This is a genomic window from Pseudomonas sp. 2hn (assembly GCF_019646095.1).
GTDB classification, from domain to species: domain Bacteria; phylum Pseudomonadota; class Gammaproteobacteria; order Pseudomonadales; family Pseudomonadaceae; genus Aquipseudomonas; species Aquipseudomonas peradeniyensis.
The window spans coordinates 3,712,444-3,730,830 of sequence record NZ_CP081016.1; the positions used below are offsets into that span (position 1 = coordinate 3,712,444).

Here is an 18,387-nt window from a genome sequence, read left to right on the forward strand (position 1 = left end):
TAGAATCGGCGTTTTTCCCCTCTGATACACACCGGTAGCCATGACCAGCCCAGCACTCAAAGACCCCGCCAAGACCCGCGTCATCGTCGGCATGTCCGGCGGCGTGGACTCTTCCGTCTCCGCCCTTCTGCTCATCGAGCAGGGCTACCAGGTGGAAGGTCTGTTCATGAAGAACTGGGAAGAGGACGACGGCACCGAATACTGCACCGCCCGCGAAGACCTGGCCGACGCCCAGGCCGTGTGCGACCGCATCGGTATCAAGCTGCACACCGCCAACTTCGCCGCCGAATACTGGGACAACGTGTTCGAGCACTTCCTCGAAGAGTACAAGGCCGGCCGTACACCCAACCCGGACATCCTCTGCAACCGCGAGATCAAGTTCAAGGCGTTCCTCGACTACGCCCTGTCCCTGGGCGCCGACCTGATCGCCACCGGCCACTACGTGCGCCGCCGCGACACAGGCGAGCTGACCGAGCTGCTCAAGGGCCTGGACCCGAACAAGGACCAGAGCTACTTCCTGCACGCCGTCGGCGGCAAGGAAATCGCCCGCACCCTGTTCCCGGTCGGCGAACTGGAAAAGCCCGAGGTACGGGCCATCGCCGAGAAACACGGCCTGGCCACCGCCAAGAAGAAGGACTCCACCGGTATCTGCTTCATCGGCGAGCGCCGCTTCAGCGATTTTCTCAAGCAGTACCTGCCAGCCCAGCCCGGCGAGATCCAGACCACCGAGGGTGAAGTGATCGGCCAGCACCATGGCCTGATGTACCACACCATCGGCCAGCGCCAGGGCCTGGGCATCGGCGGCCTGAAGGACGCCGGCGACGAGCCGTGGTACGTGCTGGAAAAAGACCTCTCGCGCAACGTGCTGGTGGTCGGCCAGGGCAACGAACACCCGTGGCTGTTCTCCCGCGCCCTGTTGGCCTCGGAGATCTTCTGGGTCAATCCGATCGACCTGTCCAGCCCGCGCCGGCTGACCGCCAAGGTGCGCTACCGCCAGGGCGACCAGCAGTGCACCCTGGAACGCACCGAGAGCGGCTACCGCGCCGTGTTCGACGAGCCGCAGCGCGCCGTGACCCCGGGCCAGTCGGTGGTGTTCTATGATGGCGAGGTATGCCTGGGCGGCGGTGTGATCGAGATCGCCGAGCCGTGGAGCCCGCGTCGATGAACAACCTTCAGGAGCAGTTGGTCGCCCTCGGCGGCGTGTTCCAGGCCGCGGTGCTGGTCGACCGCATCGCCCGCACCGGCCAGGCCAGCGAAGCCAACATCGGTTGCATGCTCGGCAGCCTGCTGGTGCGCGACCCGAAGGACACCCTGGAGGTGTTCGGCGGCGACGACCTCAACCTGCGCGACGGCTACCGCGCGCTGGTCGGCGCCCTGGAGCGCGACCCCAGCAGCCTGCAGCGCGAACCGCTGCGCTACGCCCTGTCGATGCTGGGCCTGGAGCGCCAGCTGAACAAGCGTGGCGACATGCTCGACACCATCGGCAACCGCCTGCCGCAGATCCAGTCCCAGGCCGAGCATTTCGGCCTGGTTCACGAAAATGTCATCGCTTCCAGCGGAGCCTTGTACCAGGACACCCTGAGCACCCTGCGCCAACGCATCCAGGTACACGGCGACATGCGTTTCCTGCAGCAGGCCAGCAATGCCTCGAAGATCCGCGCCCTGCTGCTGGCCGGCATCCGCGCCGCGCGCCTGTGGCGCCAGCTGGGCGGACACCGCTGGCAGCTGGTGTTCAGCCGGCGCAAGTTGCTCAATGAACTGTACGGGATGATGCGTACTGATTCCTGAACGTCTGTATTGATCCTCGTGGGAGCGGGCTTGCCCCGCGATTGCGATGCCGGACGCAACGCCGCCATCGCGGGGCAAGCCCGCTCCCACGCCCGGTACCACCCGTTTCAAACAGGCCCGACCTTTGGTCAGCCACCCGACTCGGGCGCGATTTTCATGTATGATATGCGCCCTTCCAAAAGCCTGACTGTCCGAGAACACCCCATGCAGCTCTCCTCGCTCACTGCGGTTTCCCCTGTAGACGGCCGTTATGCCGGCAAAACCCAGGCCCTGCGCCCCATCTTCAGCGAATTCGGCCTGATCCGTTTCCGCGCCCTGGTCGAAGTACGCTGGCTGCAGCGCCTGGCCGCCCACCCGCAGATCGGCGAAGTACCGGCGTTCTCCGCCGAAGCCAACGCCGTGCTGGACAGCCTGGCCACCGATTTCAAGCTCGAGCACGCCGAACGCGTCAAAGAGATCGAGCGCACCACCAACCACGACGTCAAGGCCATCGAGTACCTGCTCAAAGAGCAGGCTGCTCAACTGCCTGAGCTGGCCAAGGTCAGCGAGTTCATCCACTTCGCCTGCACCAGCGAGGACATCAACAACCTGTCCCACGCCCTGATGCTGCGCGCCGGCCGTGATGAAGTGCTGCTGCCGCTGATGCGCCAGATCGCCGAATCCATCCGCGCCCTGGCCCACGCCCACGCCGACGTGCCGATGCTGTCGCGCACCCACGGCCAGCCGGCCTCGCCGACCACCCTGGGCAAAGAGCTGGCCAACGTCGTCTACCGTCTGGAGCGCCAGATAGCCCAGGTGGCCGCCGTGCCGCTGCTGGGCAAGATCAACGGCGCCGTGGGCAACTACAACGCCCACCTGTCGGCCTACTCGCAGATCGACTGGGAAGCCAATGCCCGCGCCTTCATCGAAGACGAGCTGGGCCTGGTGTTCAACCCCTACACCACCCAGATCGAACCGCACGACTACATCGCCGAGCTGTTCGACGCCATCGCCCGCTTCAACACCATCCTCATCGACTTCGACCGTGACGTCTGGGGCTACATCTCGCTGGGCTACTTCAAGCAGAAGACCGTCGCCGGCGAAATCGGCTCCTCGACCATGCCGCACAAGGTCAACCCGATCGACTTCGAGAACTCCGAAGGCAACCTGGGGATCGCCAACGCGCTGTTCCAGCACCTGGCCAGCAAGCTGCCGATCTCGCGCTGGCAGCGCGACCTGACCGACTCCACCGTGCTGCGCAACCTGGGCGTGGGCTTCGCCCACAGCGTCATCGCCTACGAAGCCAGCCTCAAGGGCATCGGCAAGCTGGAAGTCAACACCGCCCGCATCGCCGCCGACCTGGACGCCTGCTGGGAAGTCCTGGCCGAGCCGATCCAGACCGTGATGCGCCGCTTCAACATCGAGAACCCCTACGAGAAGCTCAAGGAGCTGACCCGTGGCAAGGGCATCACCCCTGAAGCGCTGCTGACCTTCATCGACGGCCTGGACATGCCGGCCGAAGCCAAGGCCGAGCTCAAGCAACTGACTCCTGCCACCTACATCGGCAACGCGGTAGCCCAGGCCAAACGCATCTGACCTGCGCCCCGCGCTTAACGCCCGGCCTGGCCGGGCGTTTTTATTCCCGTACGAAAACTAAGTTTTTTCAATAGGTTGAACATGAATTCTGATACTCCACTGCAACTGTTGGGCGGCCTCACGGCCCGTGAATTCCTGCGCGACTACTGGCAGAAGAAGCCGCTGCTGGTGCGCCAGGCCTTCCCCGACTTCGTCAGCCCCATCGACGCCGACGAGCTGGCCGGCCTGGCCCTGGAAGAAGAAGTCGAGTCGCGCCTGGTGCTCGAGCACGGCGAGCGCCCGTGGGAGCTGCGTCGCGGCCCGTTCGCCGAGGACGCCTTCGCCGACCTGCCCGAGCGCGACTGGACCCTGCTGGTGCAGGCGGTTGACCAGTTCGTGCCGGAAGTCGCCGAGCTGCTCGAAGAGTTCCGCTTCCTGCCGAGCTGGCGCATCGACGATGTGATGATCAGCTACGCGGCGCCCGGCGGCAGCGTCGGCCCGCACTTCGACAACTACGACGTGTTCCTGCTGCAGGGCGACGGCACGCGCAACTGGAAAGTCGGGCAGATGTGCAACAGCGACAGCGCGCTGATCGACCACGCCGACCTGCGCATCCTGGCCGACTTCGAGCAGAGCGAGGAGTGGACCCTGGAGCCGGGCGACATGCTCTACCTGCCGCCGCGCCTGGCCCACTACGGCGTTGCCGAGAGCGAGTGCCTGACCTACTCCGTAGGTTTCCGCGCCCCGAGCGCCGCCGAAGTGCTGACCCACTTCACCGACTTCCTCGGCCAGTTCCTGCCCGATGAAGAGCGCTACAGCGACGCCGACGCCCAGCCGGTCAGCGACCCGCACCAGATCCAGCACGATGCCCTCGACCGCCTCAAGGCGCTGATCGACAAGCACATGGCCGACAAGGACCTGCTGCTGACCTGGTTCGGCCAGTTCATGACCGAGCCGCGCTATCCCGAGCAGGTTGTCGGCGAGGAGCTGAGCGAGCAGGAGCTGCTCGACTACCTCGGCCAGGGCGCCATCCTGATCCGCAACCCGAGCGCGCGCCTGGCCTGGTCGGAGTTCGGCGACGACCTGCTGCTGTTCGCCAGCGGTCGCAGCTGCCCGCTGCCGGGCAAACTGCGTGAACTGCTGAAGCTGATCTGCTCCGCCGACGCCCTGCACAGCGAGAACCTTGGGCAGTGGCTGGAGGACGAAGACGGCCTGATGCTGGTACAACAGCTGGTCATGCAAGGCAGCCTGGGATTCGCCGATGAATAAGATCAGTGTTCGACTGGCCGACTGGCACAAGGACAACGCCGACATCCACCGCATCCGCAGCGCCGTGTTCGTCGCCGAGCAGCACGTGCCGCCGGAGCTGGAATTCGACGCTGAGGACCCGACCGCCGTGCACTTCCTGGCCATGGAGGGCGACTACCCGATCGGTACCGCCCGCCTGCTGCCCGACGGCACCATCGGCCGGGTCTCGGTGCTCAAGGACTGGCGCGGCCTGAACGTGGGCGACGCGCTGATGCGCGCGGTGATCGTCGAGGCGCAGAACCGCGACCTCAAGCAGCAGATGCTCAGCGCCCAGGTGCACGCCACGCCGTTCTACGAACGCCTGGGGTTCCGCGTGGTCAGCGAGGAGTTCCTCGAGGCCGGCATCCCGCACGTGGACATGGTTCGCGACTCGCGCGAGATGGCCTGAGCCCTCAAGTTGGCCTGCTCTTTGTAGGAGCGGCCTTGCCGAGGCGTCGGACCGGCCGGAAAGGGCTGCGTAGCAGCCCCACGATTTCAGCATTGACGCAAAGATCGCCGGGGCCGCTATGCGGCCCTTTCACGGCACGAGGCCGCTCCTACAGAGTTCGCCCGCCCCCTCAGGCAATCACAATCTGCCCATCCCCCACCCCCTGCGCCGAGATCCCCACCAGCGTCACGCTGTCCCCGCCGAACTTCAGTACCAGGTCATCGCCGACCTGGCTGGCATGGGCACGCCAGTCCGGCGCCGCCGTGCCGCCATCCACGCCAATGAACACCAACCGGTCCTGCCCGGTGAAATCCAGCACCCGGTCCTGGCCGAAATGCTCACTGAACAGGAAGGTGTCGCGCCCCGCGCCGCCAATGAGCACATCGTTGCCCGCGCCACCCACCAGCACGTCATTGCCAGCGCCGCCCTGCAGCCGATCGTCACCGCCCAGGCCGAACAACCACTGGCCCTGGTTGCCCGCCACCAGCTGGTCGCCGGCCTGGGTGCCATTGAGCGAGGATGCGTAGGGCGTGACCTTGCCGCTCTCGAACAGACCCTGCGCCGCGACCCCGTGGCTGACCTCCTTGCTGAAGATCAGCAGGCTCGACTCCTTGCTCACCAGGTTCTCGACATTGCGCACCAGGCTGATGCCACCCTGGGCGTCACGCACGTACAGCACGCCATCGCCGTCCCGGGCGATGCTCAGGTTGGCCAGGGCGTCCTGCAGCTTCAGGGTGTCATGGCCGGCGCCGCCGTCGATCAGGTTGAAGCCGCCGTCGTCGCGGAAGGTGTCGTTGCCGGCCCGGCCTTCAAGGTAGTCGTTGCCGCGCCCGCCGTGGATCAGGTCGTCCTGCTCGGAGCCGATGATGAAGGTGCTGCCCTTGTGCGGCTCGGCATTGCGGTTGAGGTCCTCGACCCAGGTGGAGCCACGGGTGACATCGGACAGGTTGCTGACCACGATGGTCGAGTCGCGGCTGGTCCATTGATAGAACGACGACCCCAGCACCCGGCCAAGGCCATCGGCGTAGGCCGTCGGCAGGTGCGACAGCCAGGTGGCGATATTGCCGATGGAGAACGGCAGCAGGTTCCAGGCGTCGGAGGCGTAGTGGTCGTTGAAGTTGACAATGTTGTTGGTGGCCGAGGCCTTGGCGCCGTCGTGCACGCCCAGGGTGCCCCAGGTCGCCGAGGTGCCGTCGAGCACGCGGAACACCGGGTCGTTTTCGTAGCCGATATTGAGCACCTTGCTGGCATCGGCGGCCTGGGTCGGCGAGGCGAAGGCGACGTAGCGCGCATCCTGGTAGAAACCGCCCCAGCGCGAACCGCTGAGGTCGGCCAGGCTGTTGACCGCCAGGCCGCCGAGGCTGTGACCACTGACGGTGACATCGGCGCCGCTCAGGCCGTTGGTCTTGGCAAAGGCCGCCACATCGGCGAGCAGTTGCCCGAATGCGTTGCCGGCGTAGTCACGGGCATAGCCGGCCGGGCCGATCGCCGCCAGCAGGTCGTTGATGGCGTCACCGATGGTGTCGCCCAGCAGGTTCTCGCGCGGCCCGCTGGTGCCGCGGAAGGCGATGCCGATGCCGCTGAGCTGGCCGGCGGCATCGTAGCGGCCGAGGATTTCCACCTGCGCCGAGGTGTAGCCCGGCGCTTCGCCGTGGAAGGTGCCGCGGCCATCGGTCTTGCCCTGGTAGCCCAGTTGCGCCGCGCTGATCGGCGTCCAGCCGGCGGCCTTGACCTGGGCCAGGGCGCGGGCTTCGGAGTCGGGGTTCCAGGGAATGCCGGGGATCACACCCTGGCTGTCGGTGCCACCGATCAGCGCCTTGACCAGGGTGGCCGGCAGGCCCAGGCCGAAACCGTACTTCTGGTAGCCGGCGCTGAAGCCATCGTCGATGCCATGGTAGGCATAGGTGGCCAGGGCCATGGCATCTTTATAAAGCGAGGAGGAGGCAGTGCTGTCGAGCTGTCGGTAATCGAAAACGGGCATTGGTTTACATCCCTGTTGTTCTTGTTGGAAGGACACCCCAGCGACATCGTCCAGTGACACGACTGGCGGGCGAAAGGCAAAGCTGGCACGCAATTGCCGAATCGTCCAACCCCAAGGGGTGACTACCCTGCCAAACATGCGGGCGAAAAACCTGTACATGCATACAGATAAAGCTTGCCTGCACGCCCTGGCTTGCGCATCCTAGTGCCCATCTTCCGTGATCAAGCGTTTCGGCCATGCGCCTCTTCCTCTGCGAAAAACCCTCCCAGGCAAAAGACATCGCCAAGGTCCTCGGCGCCCAGCGTCGTGGCGACGGCTGCTGGCAAGGCACCGATGTCTGCGTGACCTGGTGCATCGGCCACCTGCTCGAGACCGCCCCACCCGACAGCTACGACGAGCGCTACAAGCGCTGGACCCTCGAAGACCTGCCGATCATCCCGGAGAAGTGGAAGATGACGGTCAAGCCCAAGACCGCCAGCCAGTACAAGGCAGTCAAGCGTCTGCTCGGCGAGGCCCGCGAACTGGTGATCGCCACCGACGCCGACCGCGAGGGCGAGATGATCGCCCGGGAGCTGGTCGAGCACTGCCGTTACCGGGGGCCGATCCAGCGCCTGTGGCTGTCGGCGCTGGACGATGCCTCGATCCGCAAGGCGCTCGGCCGCCTGCTGCCGGGCCAGGAGACCTTCAGCCTGTACCATTCGGCCCTCGGCCGCTCACGGGCCGACTGGCTGATCGGCATGAACATGAGCCGCCTGTTCACCCTGCTCGGCCGCCAGTCCGGCTACCAGGGCGTGCTGCCGGTGGGACGGGTGCAGACACCAACGCTGCGCCTGGTGGTGGACCGCGACCGCAGTATCGCCGACTTCGTGCCGGTGCCCTTCTGGGCCATCGAGGTACAGCTGGAAAGTGCCGGCAGCGTGTTCAACGCCCAGTGGCGTGCGCCGGAGGACGCCTGCGACAACCAGGGCCGCTGCCTGAGGCAGGAACTGGCCCAGCAGGCCGCCGCCGACATGCAGGCGGCCGCCAGCGCCCGGGTGCGCAAGATCGTCACCGAACGCGTGCGCGAGGCGGCTCCCCTGCCCTTCGATCTCGGCACCCTGCAGGAGGTATGCTCGAAGAAGCTCGGCCTCGGCGCCCAGGAGACCCTGGACATCGCCCAGGCCCTGTACGAAACCCACAAGCTCATCACCTACCCGCGCAGCGACAGCGGCTACCTGCCTCTCAGCCAGCACGGCGAGGCCGCTGGCATCCTCGCCGCCCTGCAGCGCGCCGACGACAGCCTCGCGCCGCTGCGGCCGCACCTGGACCCAGGCCGCCGCTCGCGCGCATGGAACGACCAGAAGGTCAGCGCCCACCACGGCATCATTCCCACCGCGGCCGCCAGCGACCCGTCGCGCCTGCCGCCCAAGTACAAGGCCGTGTACACCCTGATTCGCGCCCGCTACCTGGCGCAGTTCCTGCCCAACCACGAGTACGACCGCACCCAGGCCGAGTTCGATTGCGCCGGCCATGCACTGCGGGCGGTGGGCAAGCAGATCGTCGAGCCGGGCTGGCGCCGGGCGCTGCCCGAGGCATTGACCCCAGCCAAGGGCCGCGAAGCGCCACCGGCCCAGGTGCTGCCGACGCTGCGCGAAGGCCAGGACTGCGCAGTGCGGGACCTGCAGCTGAAGGACCTGTGGACCCAGCCACCCAAGCCGTTCACCGAAGGCGACCTGATCAAGGCGATGAAGAACGTCGCCAAGCTGGTCGACGACCCTCGGCTGAAACAGAAGCTCAAGGAAACCACCGGCATCGGCACCGAAGCCACCCGCGCCAGCATCATCCAGGGCCTGCTCGACCGTGGCTACCTGGTCAAGCACGGCAAGGCCCTGTCGGCCACGCCCGCCGCCTTCAGCCTGATCGATGCCGTGCCGCGGGCCATTGCCGACCCCGGCACCACGGCGATCTGGGAACAGGCGCTGGACATGGTGCAGAGCGGCGAGATGAGCCTGGACGAGTTCGTCACCCGCCAGTCGGCCTGGATGGGCAAGCTGGTGCAACGCTGCAGCGGCCTACGCCTGACCATCAGCGGGCCGGCAGCGGGCAAGGCGGCGGCGCCGTGGAAGAAGAAGCGCAAGGGGGCTGCCAAGGGCAAGACAGCAGCCGGCAAGCCCCGACAGCCGCGGCGCAAGGCAGCGAACTAGCGTTCCAATCGCGGGGCAAGCCCGCTCCCACGCCCGTTCGTATTCGGCGCGTGGGAGCGGGCTTGCCCCGCGATGGCGCCATCTACTGGCGATATGAAAATCCTCTGCTATTTTTTCATGAAAATAATCAGAAGAAATTTCACGAGGCCCCGGCATGTTCAAGCAATCCGCCCAGCACGTCGCCAGCTACTACGCCCGCACCTACCCCGCCACCATCACCCTGCGCCCCACCCTGCAGGGCGCCCACGACACCGACATCCTGATCGTCGGTGCCGGTTTCAGCGGACTGCACACCGCCCTGCGCCTGGCCCTGGCCGGCCAGCGCGTGACCCTGCTGGAAGCCAGCCGGGTGGCCTGGGCCGCCTCGGGCCGCAACGGTGGCCAGGCACTGCTGGGCTGGTCGTGTGACATGCCCCCACTGGAGCGAGCCCTGGGCCTGGAGCGCAGCCGACGCCTGTGGGACAGCATGTGCTGGGCCGCCCGCGAGCTGCGCGAACTGCCTCAGCGCCATGGTTTCGACGTCGACTATCGCCTGGGCAGCCTGTGGACCGCCGTGTTGCCACGCCGGGTAAAACTGCTGGAGGAGGCCCGACGCGAAGCACAGGAGAAGTTCGACTACGACTGCCTGCGCCTGATCGGCCGCGACGAACTGCCCGAGTGGGTCGACAGCCCCCGTTACCAGGCCGCGCTGTACGACCCCAATGGCGCCCACCTCAACCCACTGAAGCTGGCCCAGGGCCTGGCCGGCGTGATCGAGGCGAACGGCGGGCGGATCTTCGAGCAAAGCCAGGTGCTCGACTACCACGAACACGCCAACGGCTTCGTCGCCCGCACCGATCAGGGCGAAGTGCGCAGTCGCGTACTGGTGCTGGCCTGCAATGCCTATATCGACCGCCTCGACCGCACCCTGTCGCGCCGCCTGCTGCCGGTGGGCTCCTACCAGGTGGCCACGGCGCCGCTGGACGCCGAGTTCGCCGCCTCACTGCTGCCACGCAACAGCTGCGTGATCGACAACCAGTTCGTTCCCGACTACTTCCGCCTGACGCCCGACCATCGCCTGCTGTTCGGTGGCGGCTGCACCTACCTGGGTGGCATCCCCAAGAACGTCGCCAGCGCCACCCGGCCCTACCTGGAACGGGTGTTCCCGCAGTTGCGAGGCGTGGCCATCGAACATGCCTGGGGCGGTCATATCGATTGCAGCATCCAGCGCACCCCGGATATCGGCCGTCAGGGCCAACGCTACTGGCTGCAAGGATTCTCTGGCCACGGCGTGCTGCCGACCCTGGCTGGCGCACGCGCCGTCAGTGACGCGATTCTGGGTGACGACGACCTGCTCACGCTTTACCAGGCTATCGACAATGGCCGCTTCCCTGGCGGCGACCTGCTGGCCGCGCCGTTGGAAGCGGCCGCCAAGGCCTGGTACAGGATGCGCGACCATGTCTGAGCCGATCGACGACAACCAGGGCCTGGCGCGACTGGTGCGCGACCTGCGCAAGCACCGCGGGCTGACCCTGGACGAGCTGGCCGGGCGGGTCAAGCGCTCGCTGGGCTTTCTCTCCCAGGTCGAGCGCGGTCTCTCGCGTCCCACGGTGGCCGACCTCACCGCCATCAGCGAGGCGCTGCAGGTTCCCACCACCTACTTCTACCAGGCCGTGCCGCCCCGAGCGCTCGACTGGGTCACCCGCCCCGGCGAGCGGCGCACCCTGTACTACGCCGCTGGCGTCACCGACGTGCTGGTCTCGCCGACCCTCACCGGCCGCTTCGCCATGCTCGAAAGCCACCTGGCGCCCGGCGCCAGCAGCGGCGAAGGGCACCTGGACGACAGCTCGGAACAGGGTGGCTTCGTCCTTGAGGGCGAACTGACCCTATGGCGCGAAGGCCAGGAGGACGCCATCACCCTGTACCCCAACGACAGCTTCCAGCTGCCGCCCCACAGCCAGTTCCGCTACGCCAACCTGACCGCCCGAACGACCCGGGTTCTCTGGGTCTTCCGTTGAGAGCATGCCAATGACAAGTACAACAGGCTTCCCCGATCTGCTCAGCGAAGTACGCGCCTTCCGCGCCCGACACCCCGAGGTGCGTTACGTCGACCTGATCAGCCTGGACATCCCCGGGCACTTCTACGGCAAGCGCTACCCCATCGACATGCTGGAAAAGGTGGCCGCCGGCAGCCCGCTCAAGTTGCCGCAGAACTGCGTGCTGCTCGGCGTGCAGGGTGGGCTGTTCCCCATCGGCGACTACTGCTTCAACGATGGCGACCCGGATGCCCCGCGCCGCCTGGTACCCGGTACGCTGAAGCCGGTGACCTGGGAGCGCGAGCCGCTGGGGCAGATGCTGATCACTTCGGACGGCACCGCGGCGCCCATCGAATTCGAGCCTCGCGAGGTGCTGGCCCGCGTCCTGCAGCGTCTCGAGCGTCGCGGCATCCGCCCGGTGGTGGCGTTCGAACTGGAGTTCTACCTGTTCGATCGGGCGCTGAAAGAGGGCCTGCCGCAGTTCCCCCGCGACCCGGCCAGTGGCGATGCCGACGACCAGCCGAACATGCATATCGAGCGCCTGTCGCGGTTTTCCGATGTGTTGCGCGAGATGGTCGAGACCGCCAACGCCCAAGGAGTGGACGCCAATGTCATCACCGCCGAGCTGGGCCCTGGCCAGTTCGAGATCAATTTCGCTCACTGCGACGACGGCCTGCGCGCCGCCGACTGGGCGGCGCTGTTCTGTCGCAGCACCCGTGGCGTGGCGCTCAAGCATGGGCTACGTGCCTCGTTCATGAGCAAGCCCTACCTGCATGCGCCGGGTAGCGGCATGCATGTGCACGTCAGCCTCTACGACCCGGCCGGCAACAACCTGCTCGCCGCCGACGCCCAGCGCCCGCTGCGCCATGCCGTGGCCGGCTGCCTGGCGCTGCTGCCGCACTGCATGCCAGTGTTCGCCGCCAACCACAACGCGTTTCGTCGCTACGGCGCCATGGTCAATGCCGCCAGCCGCGCGAGCTGGGGCTTCGAGGACCGCGACGCGTGCATCCGCATTCCCGAGTCGGATCCGCGCAACCTGCGGATCGAGCACCGGCTGGCCGGGGCGGATGCCAATCCATACCTGGTGCTGGCGGCGATACTTTGCGGTATGGAGCATGGGCTGGATGCCGCGCAGGAGCCGATCGCGCCGCTGAACGAGGATCGTGGCAGCGGGATCGACTTCCCCAAGGACATGCTCGGCGCGGTGGCGGCCATGCGCGGGCATCCGGCCGTCAACGAAGGGCTGGGCGCGGAGTTCGTGATGGTCTATTGCGAGAACAAGCGCCAGGACCACCTGGCGTTTCTGCAGGAGGTCAGTGCGCGGGAATATCGCTGGTTCCTGTGACATCCATCGCGGGGCAAGCCCGCTCCCACGCAACGATCCCGAACTGGCGTGGGAGTGCGCTTGCCCCGCAACGAGGCCGGCACTGGCGTGGGAGCGGGCTTGCCCCGCGATGAGGCCGGCACTGGCGTGGGAGCGGGCTTGCCCCGCGATGAGGCCGGCACTGGCGTGGGAGCGGGCTTGCCCCGCGATGAGGCCGGCACTGGCGTGGGAGCGGGCTTGCCCCGCGATGAGGTCGGCACTGGCACCCGCTATCGCCTGGTATTACCATGCACAACCTCTAGCGCGGCCTTTTGCCGCACCCCGCCTTCCAGCCTGCGCACGCCACCCATGCCCTTCGAACTCACCGTAGAACCGCTCACCCTGCTGATCCTCGCCTTGGTCGCCTTCGTCGCCGGCTTCATCGACGCCATTGCCGGCGGCGGCGGCCTGCTGACCACTCCGGCGCTGCTCACCGCCGGCATGCCGCCGCACCTGGTGCTGGGCACCAACAAGCTCAGCTCGACCTTCGGCGCCGCCACCGCCAGCATCACCTACTACCGGCGCAAGCTGTTCCATCCGGCGCAGTGGCGCCTGGCGATCGTCGGCACGCTGGTGGGCGCGCTGATCGGCGCAGTGGTGGCCCACTACATGCCCGCCGAATGGCTGAACAAGATGTTGCCGGTGATCGTCTTCGCCTGTGGCGTCTACCTGCTGTTCGGCGGCACGCCCAAGGCGCCTTTGGACGCCGAGGCGCCGATCAGGAAAAAGTGGCAGTTCCCGCAGGGTTTCACCCTGGGCTTCTATGACGGCGTCGCCGGGCCCGGCACTGGTGCCTTCTGGACCGTTAGCACGTTACTGCTCTATCCCATTGACCTGGTTCGCGCCAGTGGCGTGGCGCGGAGCATGAACTTCGTCAGCAACATTGCGGCGTTGACGGTGTTCATCATTTCCGGGCAGGTGGATTACATCGTTGGGCTGTGCATGGGGGTGTCGGTGATGGTCGGGGCGTTCTTCGGGGCGCGTACGGCGATCAGTGGGGGGAGCAGGTTTATTCGGCCGGTGTTTATAGCTGTAGTGTTGGCGTTGACTGTGCGGTTGGCTTGGCAGCATTGGTTTGGGTAGGGTTCGGGCTTGGGCTTGGGCTTGGGCTTGGGGGCGATTGTTTTGATTTTTGTATGCGCATTCGTAGAAGATAACGACATTTAGGCACCTTTCCGCCTTTACGGCGGCCTACTTTTCTCTTGGGAAAAGTAGGCAAAACCGTTCCGCTCCGTTCATCCGGCCCCTACGCTGCGCTCCGGGGTCCCCTCGCTACGTTCTTGCTCCCGGGAGGACCGCGCTGAACGCCCCATCCTGGGGCGCAGCGCTTGACGGCCATCCATGGCCGTCACCTCCCTCCGCAAGAACTCCGCTCGGCCTCCTGAAGTCGCAATTGGCGGCGCCTGGACTATTGCGCACTTAGAAGCAAGAGCAAGAGCAAGAGATGCGAAGTTAGTTGTTTGACAGTTATTTATATATTTGCTGTTCCGGCCCTTTCGCGGGGCAAGCCCGCTCCTACAGGGTTTTATATAACGGCGACTACTGCGTGGGAGCGGGCTTGTCCCGCGATGCGATCGAGAGATTAATTAATCTCCAACTAGCGACAGCTGCGCCAGCCCAGGCGCCGCCCGTAACTTCGCGACTTCAGGAGGCCGAACGGAGGTCTTGCGGAGGGAGGTGACGGGCATGGATGCCCGTCAAGCGCTGGGGCCCAGGATGGGCCCTGCAGCGCGGTCCTCCCGGGAGCAAGGCCGGAGTGAGGGAACCCGGAGCGAAGCGCAGGGCCGGATGAATGGAGCGCAACGGCTTTGGTTACTTTGGCCAAGACCAAAGTAACCCGCCGTAAGGGCGGAAAGGTGAATAAGCGTCGACATCACAAATGAATGCGCATACAACTTCCAAAACCAACCAACCAACCAACCAACCAACCCAACTCAGGCAGACAAAACCGGCTCAGGAAGACCCAACCGCCGAGCAACATACAGATCAATCAAATACCGAGCAATCGACCGCCCCGCCGGCAAAGGCGGCAACTCATGCACATTGAACCACCGCGCATCCTCGATCTCATCCGCCTGCATGACAATCTCCCCCCCAGCATACTCGGCATGAAACCCCAGCATCATCGAATGCGGAAACGGCCAGCACTGGCTGCCAACGTACTGGATGTTCCTGACCTCCACCGCCACCTCTTCACGCACCTCGCGCACCAGGCAGTCCTCGGCCGACTCCCCCGGTTCCGCAAAGCCCGCCAGGGTGCTGTAGACCCCGGTAACGAAACGCGGCGAACGGGCCAAAAGCACCTCGTCACCGCGAGTAATCAGCACGATCATGCTCGGTGAAATCCGCGGATAGCTGCGCAAGTCGCAAGGCTGGCAGTACATCGCCCGCTCCCAGCGAATCTGCGTCATGGCCTGCCCGCAACTGCCACAGAAACGGTGCTCCCGAGCCCAGGTGCCGATCTGCGCAGCGTAACCAAGCACTTTGTAGGTATCGAAGTCGCCCTCGAGCATGAACCGGCGCAGCCCCTGCCAGTGGCAACCCGGCACCTCGCCGGCCCCGCGCAGCTCCAGCAGGAACACCGGCTGGCCGTCAAAATGGCCGATGCCATGCTCGCACAACACGTCCAGCTCCTGGCGCTTGAGCCAGTCGCGGGGGAACAGCGCGCCGTTGGCGTCCACCAGGAACCCCTCCGGGCTGCGGGCGACAGCCAGCCCCCCGGTGATCTGCGGGTCGAGTACTGCGGTTGTCCAGCGTGCTGACATGGTTCGGGTCCCTTGATGGCGCCCGCCACTGTCCTGTCAGTCGGCGAACGTCGGTTGCTGTTTGCTCATGTGCGCGGCCATGGCCACGCGCAGGTCCTCGGACTGCAGCATGGCGGCGTTCCAGGTGGCGATGTACTCCAGGCCATCGTCGATGCGATGGTCGCGCATGTAGCTGATCATCTCCTTGGTGCCGGCCACGGCGATCGGCGATTTTGCGGCAATCTCGCGGGCGATGGCAAAGACCCCGTCGAGCAGTGCCGCCTGGTCATCATAGACGCGGTTGACCAGGCCGATGCGCAGCGCCTCCTGGGCGTCGACCCGGCGGCCAGTGTAGGCCAGCTCACGCATGATGCCGTCGCCGATGATACGCGGCAAACGTTGCAGGGTGCCGACATCGGCGGCCATGCCCATGTCGATCTCCTTGATCGAGAACTGCGCGTCAGCGGCGCAGTAGCGCATGTCGCAGGCCGAGACCATATCGATGGCGCCGCCGATGCAGTAGCCCTGGATCGCCGCCAGCACCGGCTTGCGGCAGTTGTCCACGGCGTTGAAAGAGCCTTGCAGGCGCAGGATGGTGCGGCGCATCACCCGGGCGTTGCGGCCGACGTCCTTGCCCAGTTGCTGCGCCAGGGTGGCCAGCATCGTCAGGTCGATGCCGGAGGAGAAGTGCTTGCCGGCGCCGCTGATGACCACCACGCGCACCGCGTCGGTGTCGTCGATCCACTGGAAGATCTCGACCAGCTCTTCCCAGAAGGCGGCGTTCATCGCGTTGATCTTGTCCGGGCGGTTGATCTGCACGTGGGCGATGTTGTCGGTCAGTTCGACCTTGAACGCGGTGTATTCGGTCACGAGCGGCACTCCTGTGGGAAAAGGATTCACAACGCCGGATCTTAGCGCACCCGCAAGGCTGCACATGTGCCAAAAGCCGGACTGGATGACTTGCACCCCGAGGCGCGATGCGGCACCTTGCGCCACTGCTGAATCAAAAGGATACAAATTCATGTCCCGTTCCCTGACCGGCGCCCTCGCCCACGGCTTCCTGGGCCAGTCGCCGCGTTGGTACAAGGCCGTCATCTGCCTGTTCCTGGTCCTCAACCCGTTGCTGCTGGCAACCCTTGGCCCGGTGGTCACCGGCTGGGTGCTGGTGATCCAGTTCATCTTTACCTTGGGGATGGCACTCAAGTGCTACCCGCTGATGCCCGGCGGCCTGCTGCTGGTCGAGGCACTGCTGCTACGCATGACCACGCCCGAGGCCCTGTACGAAGAGCTGCAGCACAACTTCCCGGTAATCCTGCTGCTGATGTTCATGGTCGCCGGCATTCACTTCATGAAGGAGCTGCTGCTGTATTTATTCTCGCGGATCCTGCTGGGGGTGCGCTCCAAGGCGATACTGAGCCTGCTGTTCTGCGTGCTCTCGGCGTTTCTCTCGGCGTTCCTCGACGCCCTGACCGTGACCGCGGTGATCATCAGCGCCGCGGTGGGCTTCTATGCGGTGTACCACCGGGTCGCCTCGGGCACCAACCCACGGGAGGAGTCGGCGCTGGACAGCGACCACCAGGTCGAACAGTTGCACCGCGACGACCTCGACCAGTTCCGTGCCTTCCTGCGCAGCCTGCTGATGCACGGCGCGGTGGGCACGGCGCTGGGCGGCGTGTGCACCCTGGTGGGCGAGCCGCAGAACCTGCTGATCGGCCATGAAATGGGTTGGCACTTCGCCGACTTCTTCCTCAAGGTCGCGCCGGTGTCGATGCCGGTGCTGGCGGCGGGCCTGGTGACCTGTGTGCTGCTGGAGAAGCTGCGCCTGTTCGGCTACGGCACGCTGATGCCCGAACGCGTGCGCCAGGTACTGGCCGCCTACGCCGCCGAGGACGACGCCGCGCGCACTCCGGCCCAACGCATCGCCCTGGTGGTGCAAGGCCTGGCCGCCCTGATCCTGATCGTCTGCCTGGGTCTGCACATTGCCGAGGTCGGCCTGATCGGCCTGATGGTCATCGTGCTGATCACCGCCTTCACCGGCATCACCGACGAGCACCGCCTGGGCCGCGCGTTCCAGGATGCCATGCCGTTCACCGCGTTGCTGGTGGTGTTCTTCGCCGTGGTCGCGGTGATCCACCAGCAGCAGCTGTTCAGCCCGCTGATCGCCTGGGTACTGGCCCTGCCCAGCGAGCAGCAGCCGGGCATGCTGTACCTGGCCAACGGCCTGCTGTCGGCGATCAGCGACAACGTGTTCGTCGCCACCATCTACATCACCGAGGTCAAGCAGGCGTTCGTCAATGGCGCGATGAGCCGCGAGCACTTCGAGACCCTGGCGGTGGCGATCAACACCGGCACCAACCTGCCCAGCGTGGCCACACCCAATGGCCAGGCGGCCTTCCTGTTCCTGCTGACCTCGGCAATCGCGCCACTGGTGCGACTGTCCTATGGACGGATGGTGTGGATGGCCTTGCCCTACACCGTGGTCATGGGTGGCCTGGGCTGGTGGGCGGTGACCTACTGGCTGTAGCCGTTCCTACAGGGAGAGGCGCAGGATCAGCCGCAGTTGGCATAGGCAACCCTACCCTTGTCATCGACAGGTTCGTCCGGACTAACTTTCGGATAGCTGCAAAAAAACCGCCACTTGTGGCGTTTTTTTATTGGCTGCCAGGATCCCCCGGCACCACTGTAGGAGCGGCCTGGATCAGCCGCAGTTGACGCGGGTAACCACACCCTTGTCGTCGACATTCAGGTTCAACCGCTCGGAACGGTATTCCAGGGTGATCATGTCGTGAGGCTTGAGGATGCGCGCCATCTGCGAGCCACTGGCCTTCTTCGCCTGCTCCATCAGCTCTGGCGAGGCCAGCTTGCCAATGGTGAAGTCGGCGCCACTGGCTTCGCAGCGGCCGTCATTGCCGGCCGGGGTGGCCTGGGCACTGCTGCCGCCCGAGGAGCCACCAGTGCTGCAACCTGCCAGAACGGAAGCCACCAGCAAGGTCGCCAGGAAAGCGCGGGTACGGAACATGAATC

At 65.8% G+C, this 18,387-nt stretch carries 15 protein-coding genes; 11 read left to right on the forward strand and 4 right to left on the reverse strand.

Annotated features, from left to right (window positions below; all coding sequences use genetic code 11):
• Positions 1 to 40: 40 nt before the first annotated feature.
• The 5 genes from mnmA (at position 41) to K2O50_RS16785 (ending at position 5,038) form a co-directional block, all read left to right on the forward strand.
• Complete coding sequence (mnmA, locus tag K2O50_RS16765; protein WP_050706366.1) at positions 41 to 1,165, forward strand: tRNA 2-thiouridine(34) synthase MnmA; 1,125 nt, start codon at positions 41 to 43, stop codon at positions 1,163 to 1,165.
• Entirely contained in the window at positions 1,162 to 1,788 is a 627-nt protein-coding gene (gene hflD, locus K2O50_RS16770; RefSeq protein WP_050706367.1) for a high frequency lysogenization protein HflD, read from the forward strand. Before mnmA ends, hflD begins: the two co-directional genes overlap by 4 nt.
• Positions 1,789 to 1,992: 204 nt before the next feature.
• Complete coding sequence (gene purB, locus K2O50_RS16775; RefSeq protein WP_050706368.1) at positions 1,993 to 3,363, forward strand: adenylosuccinate lyase; 1,371 nt, start codon at positions 1,993 to 1,995, stop codon at positions 3,361 to 3,363.
• Between the two features lie 81 nt (positions 3,364 to 3,444).
• The gene (locus K2O50_RS16780; protein WP_050706369.1) at positions 3,445 to 4,611 is read left to right on the forward strand and encodes a cupin domain-containing protein; all 1,167 of its coding nucleotides are present in this window, start codon (positions 3,445 to 3,447) and stop codon (positions 4,609 to 4,611) included.
• A complete protein-coding gene (locus tag K2O50_RS16785) occupies positions 4,604 to 5,038 on the forward strand; it encodes a GNAT family N-acetyltransferase (protein WP_050706370.1) in 435 nt (144 codons plus the stop codon). The genes K2O50_RS16780 and K2O50_RS16785 overlap by 8 nt, the downstream gene beginning before the upstream one ends.
• 169 nt (positions 5,039 to 5,207) lie before the next feature.
• Here K2O50_RS16785 and K2O50_RS16790 read toward each other — a convergent pair whose 3' ends face one another.
• On the reverse strand, positions 5,208 to 7,058 hold the full coding sequence (locus tag K2O50_RS16790; protein ID WP_220689918.1) for a polyurethanase: 1,851 nt from the start codon (positions 7,056 to 7,058) through the stop codon (positions 5,208 to 5,210).
• 236 nt (positions 7,059 to 7,294) lie between these two features.
• Here K2O50_RS16790 and K2O50_RS16795 point away from each other — a divergent pair, with 236 nt between their 5' ends.
• The 5 genes from K2O50_RS16795 (at position 7,295) to K2O50_RS16815 (ending at position 13,702) form a co-directional block, all read left to right on the forward strand.
• The gene (locus K2O50_RS16795; protein WP_050705234.1) at positions 7,295 to 9,241 is read left to right on the forward strand and encodes a DNA topoisomerase III; all 1,947 of its coding nucleotides are present in this window, start codon (positions 7,295 to 7,297) and stop codon (positions 9,239 to 9,241) included.
• Between the two features lie 154 nt (positions 9,242 to 9,395).
• Positions 9,396 to 10,685 (forward strand): FAD-binding oxidoreductase, encoded by a 1,290-nt coding sequence (locus K2O50_RS16800; protein ID WP_050705233.1) that lies wholly within the window; start codon positions 9,396 to 9,398, stop codon positions 10,683 to 10,685.
• Complete coding sequence (locus K2O50_RS16805; protein WP_050705232.1) at positions 10,678 to 11,238, forward strand: helix-turn-helix domain-containing protein; 561 nt, start codon at positions 10,678 to 10,680, stop codon at positions 11,236 to 11,238. The genes K2O50_RS16800 and K2O50_RS16805 overlap by 8 nt, the downstream gene beginning before the upstream one ends.
• A gap of 10 nt (positions 11,239 to 11,248) precedes the next feature.
• Positions 11,249 to 12,601, forward strand: coding sequence for a glutamine synthetase family protein (locus K2O50_RS16810; protein WP_050705231.1), 1,353 nt, complete (start codon positions 11,249 to 11,251; stop codon positions 12,599 to 12,601).
• Positions 12,602 to 12,928: 327 nt separating this feature from the next.
• Positions 12,929 to 13,702 carry a TSUP family transporter gene (locus tag K2O50_RS16815; RefSeq protein WP_050705230.1) on the forward strand — a complete coding sequence of 258 codons (774 nt, stop codon included), beginning with the start codon at positions 12,929 to 12,931 and terminating at the stop codon, positions 13,700 to 13,702.
• Positions 13,703 to 14,553: 851 nt separating this feature from the next.
• On the opposite strand, the gene nudC is transcribed toward K2O50_RS16815, so the two are convergent.
• Positions 14,554 to 15,384, reverse strand: a complete 831-nt coding sequence (gene nudC, locus K2O50_RS16820) for an NAD(+) diphosphatase (protein ID WP_050705229.1) — start codon at positions 15,382 to 15,384, stop codon at positions 14,554 to 14,556.
• Between the two features lie 36 nt (positions 15,385 to 15,420).
• Complete coding sequence (locus K2O50_RS16825) at positions 15,421 to 16,233, reverse strand: crotonase/enoyl-CoA hydratase family protein (RefSeq protein ID WP_028692407.1); 813 nt, start codon at positions 16,231 to 16,233, stop codon at positions 15,421 to 15,423.
• A 151-nt stretch (positions 16,234 to 16,384) separates the two neighbouring features.
• On the opposite strand from K2O50_RS16825, the gene nhaB reads away from it, so the two are divergent.
• On the forward strand, positions 16,385 to 17,887 hold the full coding sequence (gene nhaB / locus K2O50_RS16830) for a sodium/proton antiporter NhaB (RefSeq protein WP_050705228.1): 1,503 nt from the start codon (positions 16,385 to 16,387) through the stop codon (positions 17,885 to 17,887).
• A 174-nt stretch (positions 17,888 to 18,061) separates the two neighbouring features.
• On the opposite strand, the gene K2O50_RS16835 is transcribed toward nhaB, so the two are convergent.
• On the reverse strand, positions 18,062 to 18,382 hold the full coding sequence (locus tag K2O50_RS16835) for an I78 family peptidase inhibitor (RefSeq protein ID WP_050705227.1): 321 nt from the start codon (positions 18,380 to 18,382) through the stop codon (positions 18,062 to 18,064).
• Positions 18,383 to 18,387: the final 5 nt, after the last annotated feature.

Excerpts from the sequence above, each read along its gene's own strand:
- K2O50_RS16810 (WP_050705231.1), top strand. The coding sequence starts at position 11,249 with ATGACAAGTACAACAGGCTTCCCCGATCTGCTCAGCGAAGTACGCGCC.
- purB (WP_050706368.1), top strand. The coding sequence starts at position 1,993 with ATGCAGCTCTCCTCGCTCACTGCGGTTTCCCCTGTAGACGGCCGTTAT.
- K2O50_RS16800 (WP_050705233.1), top strand. The coding sequence starts at position 9,396 with ATGTTCAAGCAATCCGCCCAGCACGTCGCCAGCTACTACGCCCGCACC.
- K2O50_RS16805 (WP_050705232.1), top strand. The coding sequence starts at position 10,678 with ATGTCTGAGCCGATCGACGACAACCAGGGCCTGGCGCGACTGGTGCGC.
- nhaB (WP_050705228.1), top strand. The coding sequence starts at position 16,385 with ATGTCCCGTTCCCTGACCGGCGCCCTCGCCCACGGCTTCCTGGGCCAG.
- mnmA (WP_050706366.1), top strand. The coding sequence starts at position 41 with ATGACCAGCCCAGCACTCAAAGACCCCGCCAAGACCCGCGTCATCGTC.
- K2O50_RS16795 (WP_050705234.1), top strand. The coding sequence starts at position 7,295 with ATGCGCCTCTTCCTCTGCGAAAAACCCTCCCAGGCAAAAGACATCGCC.
- K2O50_RS16780 (WP_050706369.1), top strand. The coding sequence starts at position 3,445 with ATGAATTCTGATACTCCACTGCAACTGTTGGGCGGCCTCACGGCCCGT.
- hflD (WP_050706367.1), top strand. The coding sequence starts at position 1,162 with ATGAACAACCTTCAGGAGCAGTTGGTCGCCCTCGGCGGCGTGTTCCAG.
- K2O50_RS16790 (WP_220689918.1), bottom strand. The coding sequence starts at position 7,058 with ATGCCCGTTTTCGATTACCGACAGCTCGACAGCACTGCCTCCTCCTCG.
- nudC (WP_050705229.1), bottom strand. The coding sequence starts at position 15,384 with ATGTCAGCACGCTGGACAACCGCAGTACTCGACCCGCAGATCACCGGG.
- K2O50_RS16785 (WP_050706370.1), top strand. The coding sequence starts at position 4,604 with ATGAATAAGATCAGTGTTCGACTGGCCGACTGGCACAAGGACAACGCC.
- K2O50_RS16815 (WP_050705230.1), top strand. The coding sequence starts at position 12,929 with ATGCCCTTCGAACTCACCGTAGAACCGCTCACCCTGCTGATCCTCGCC.
- K2O50_RS16835 (WP_050705227.1), bottom strand. The coding sequence starts at position 18,382 with ATGTTCCGTACCCGCGCTTTCCTGGCGACCTTGCTGGTGGCTTCCGTT.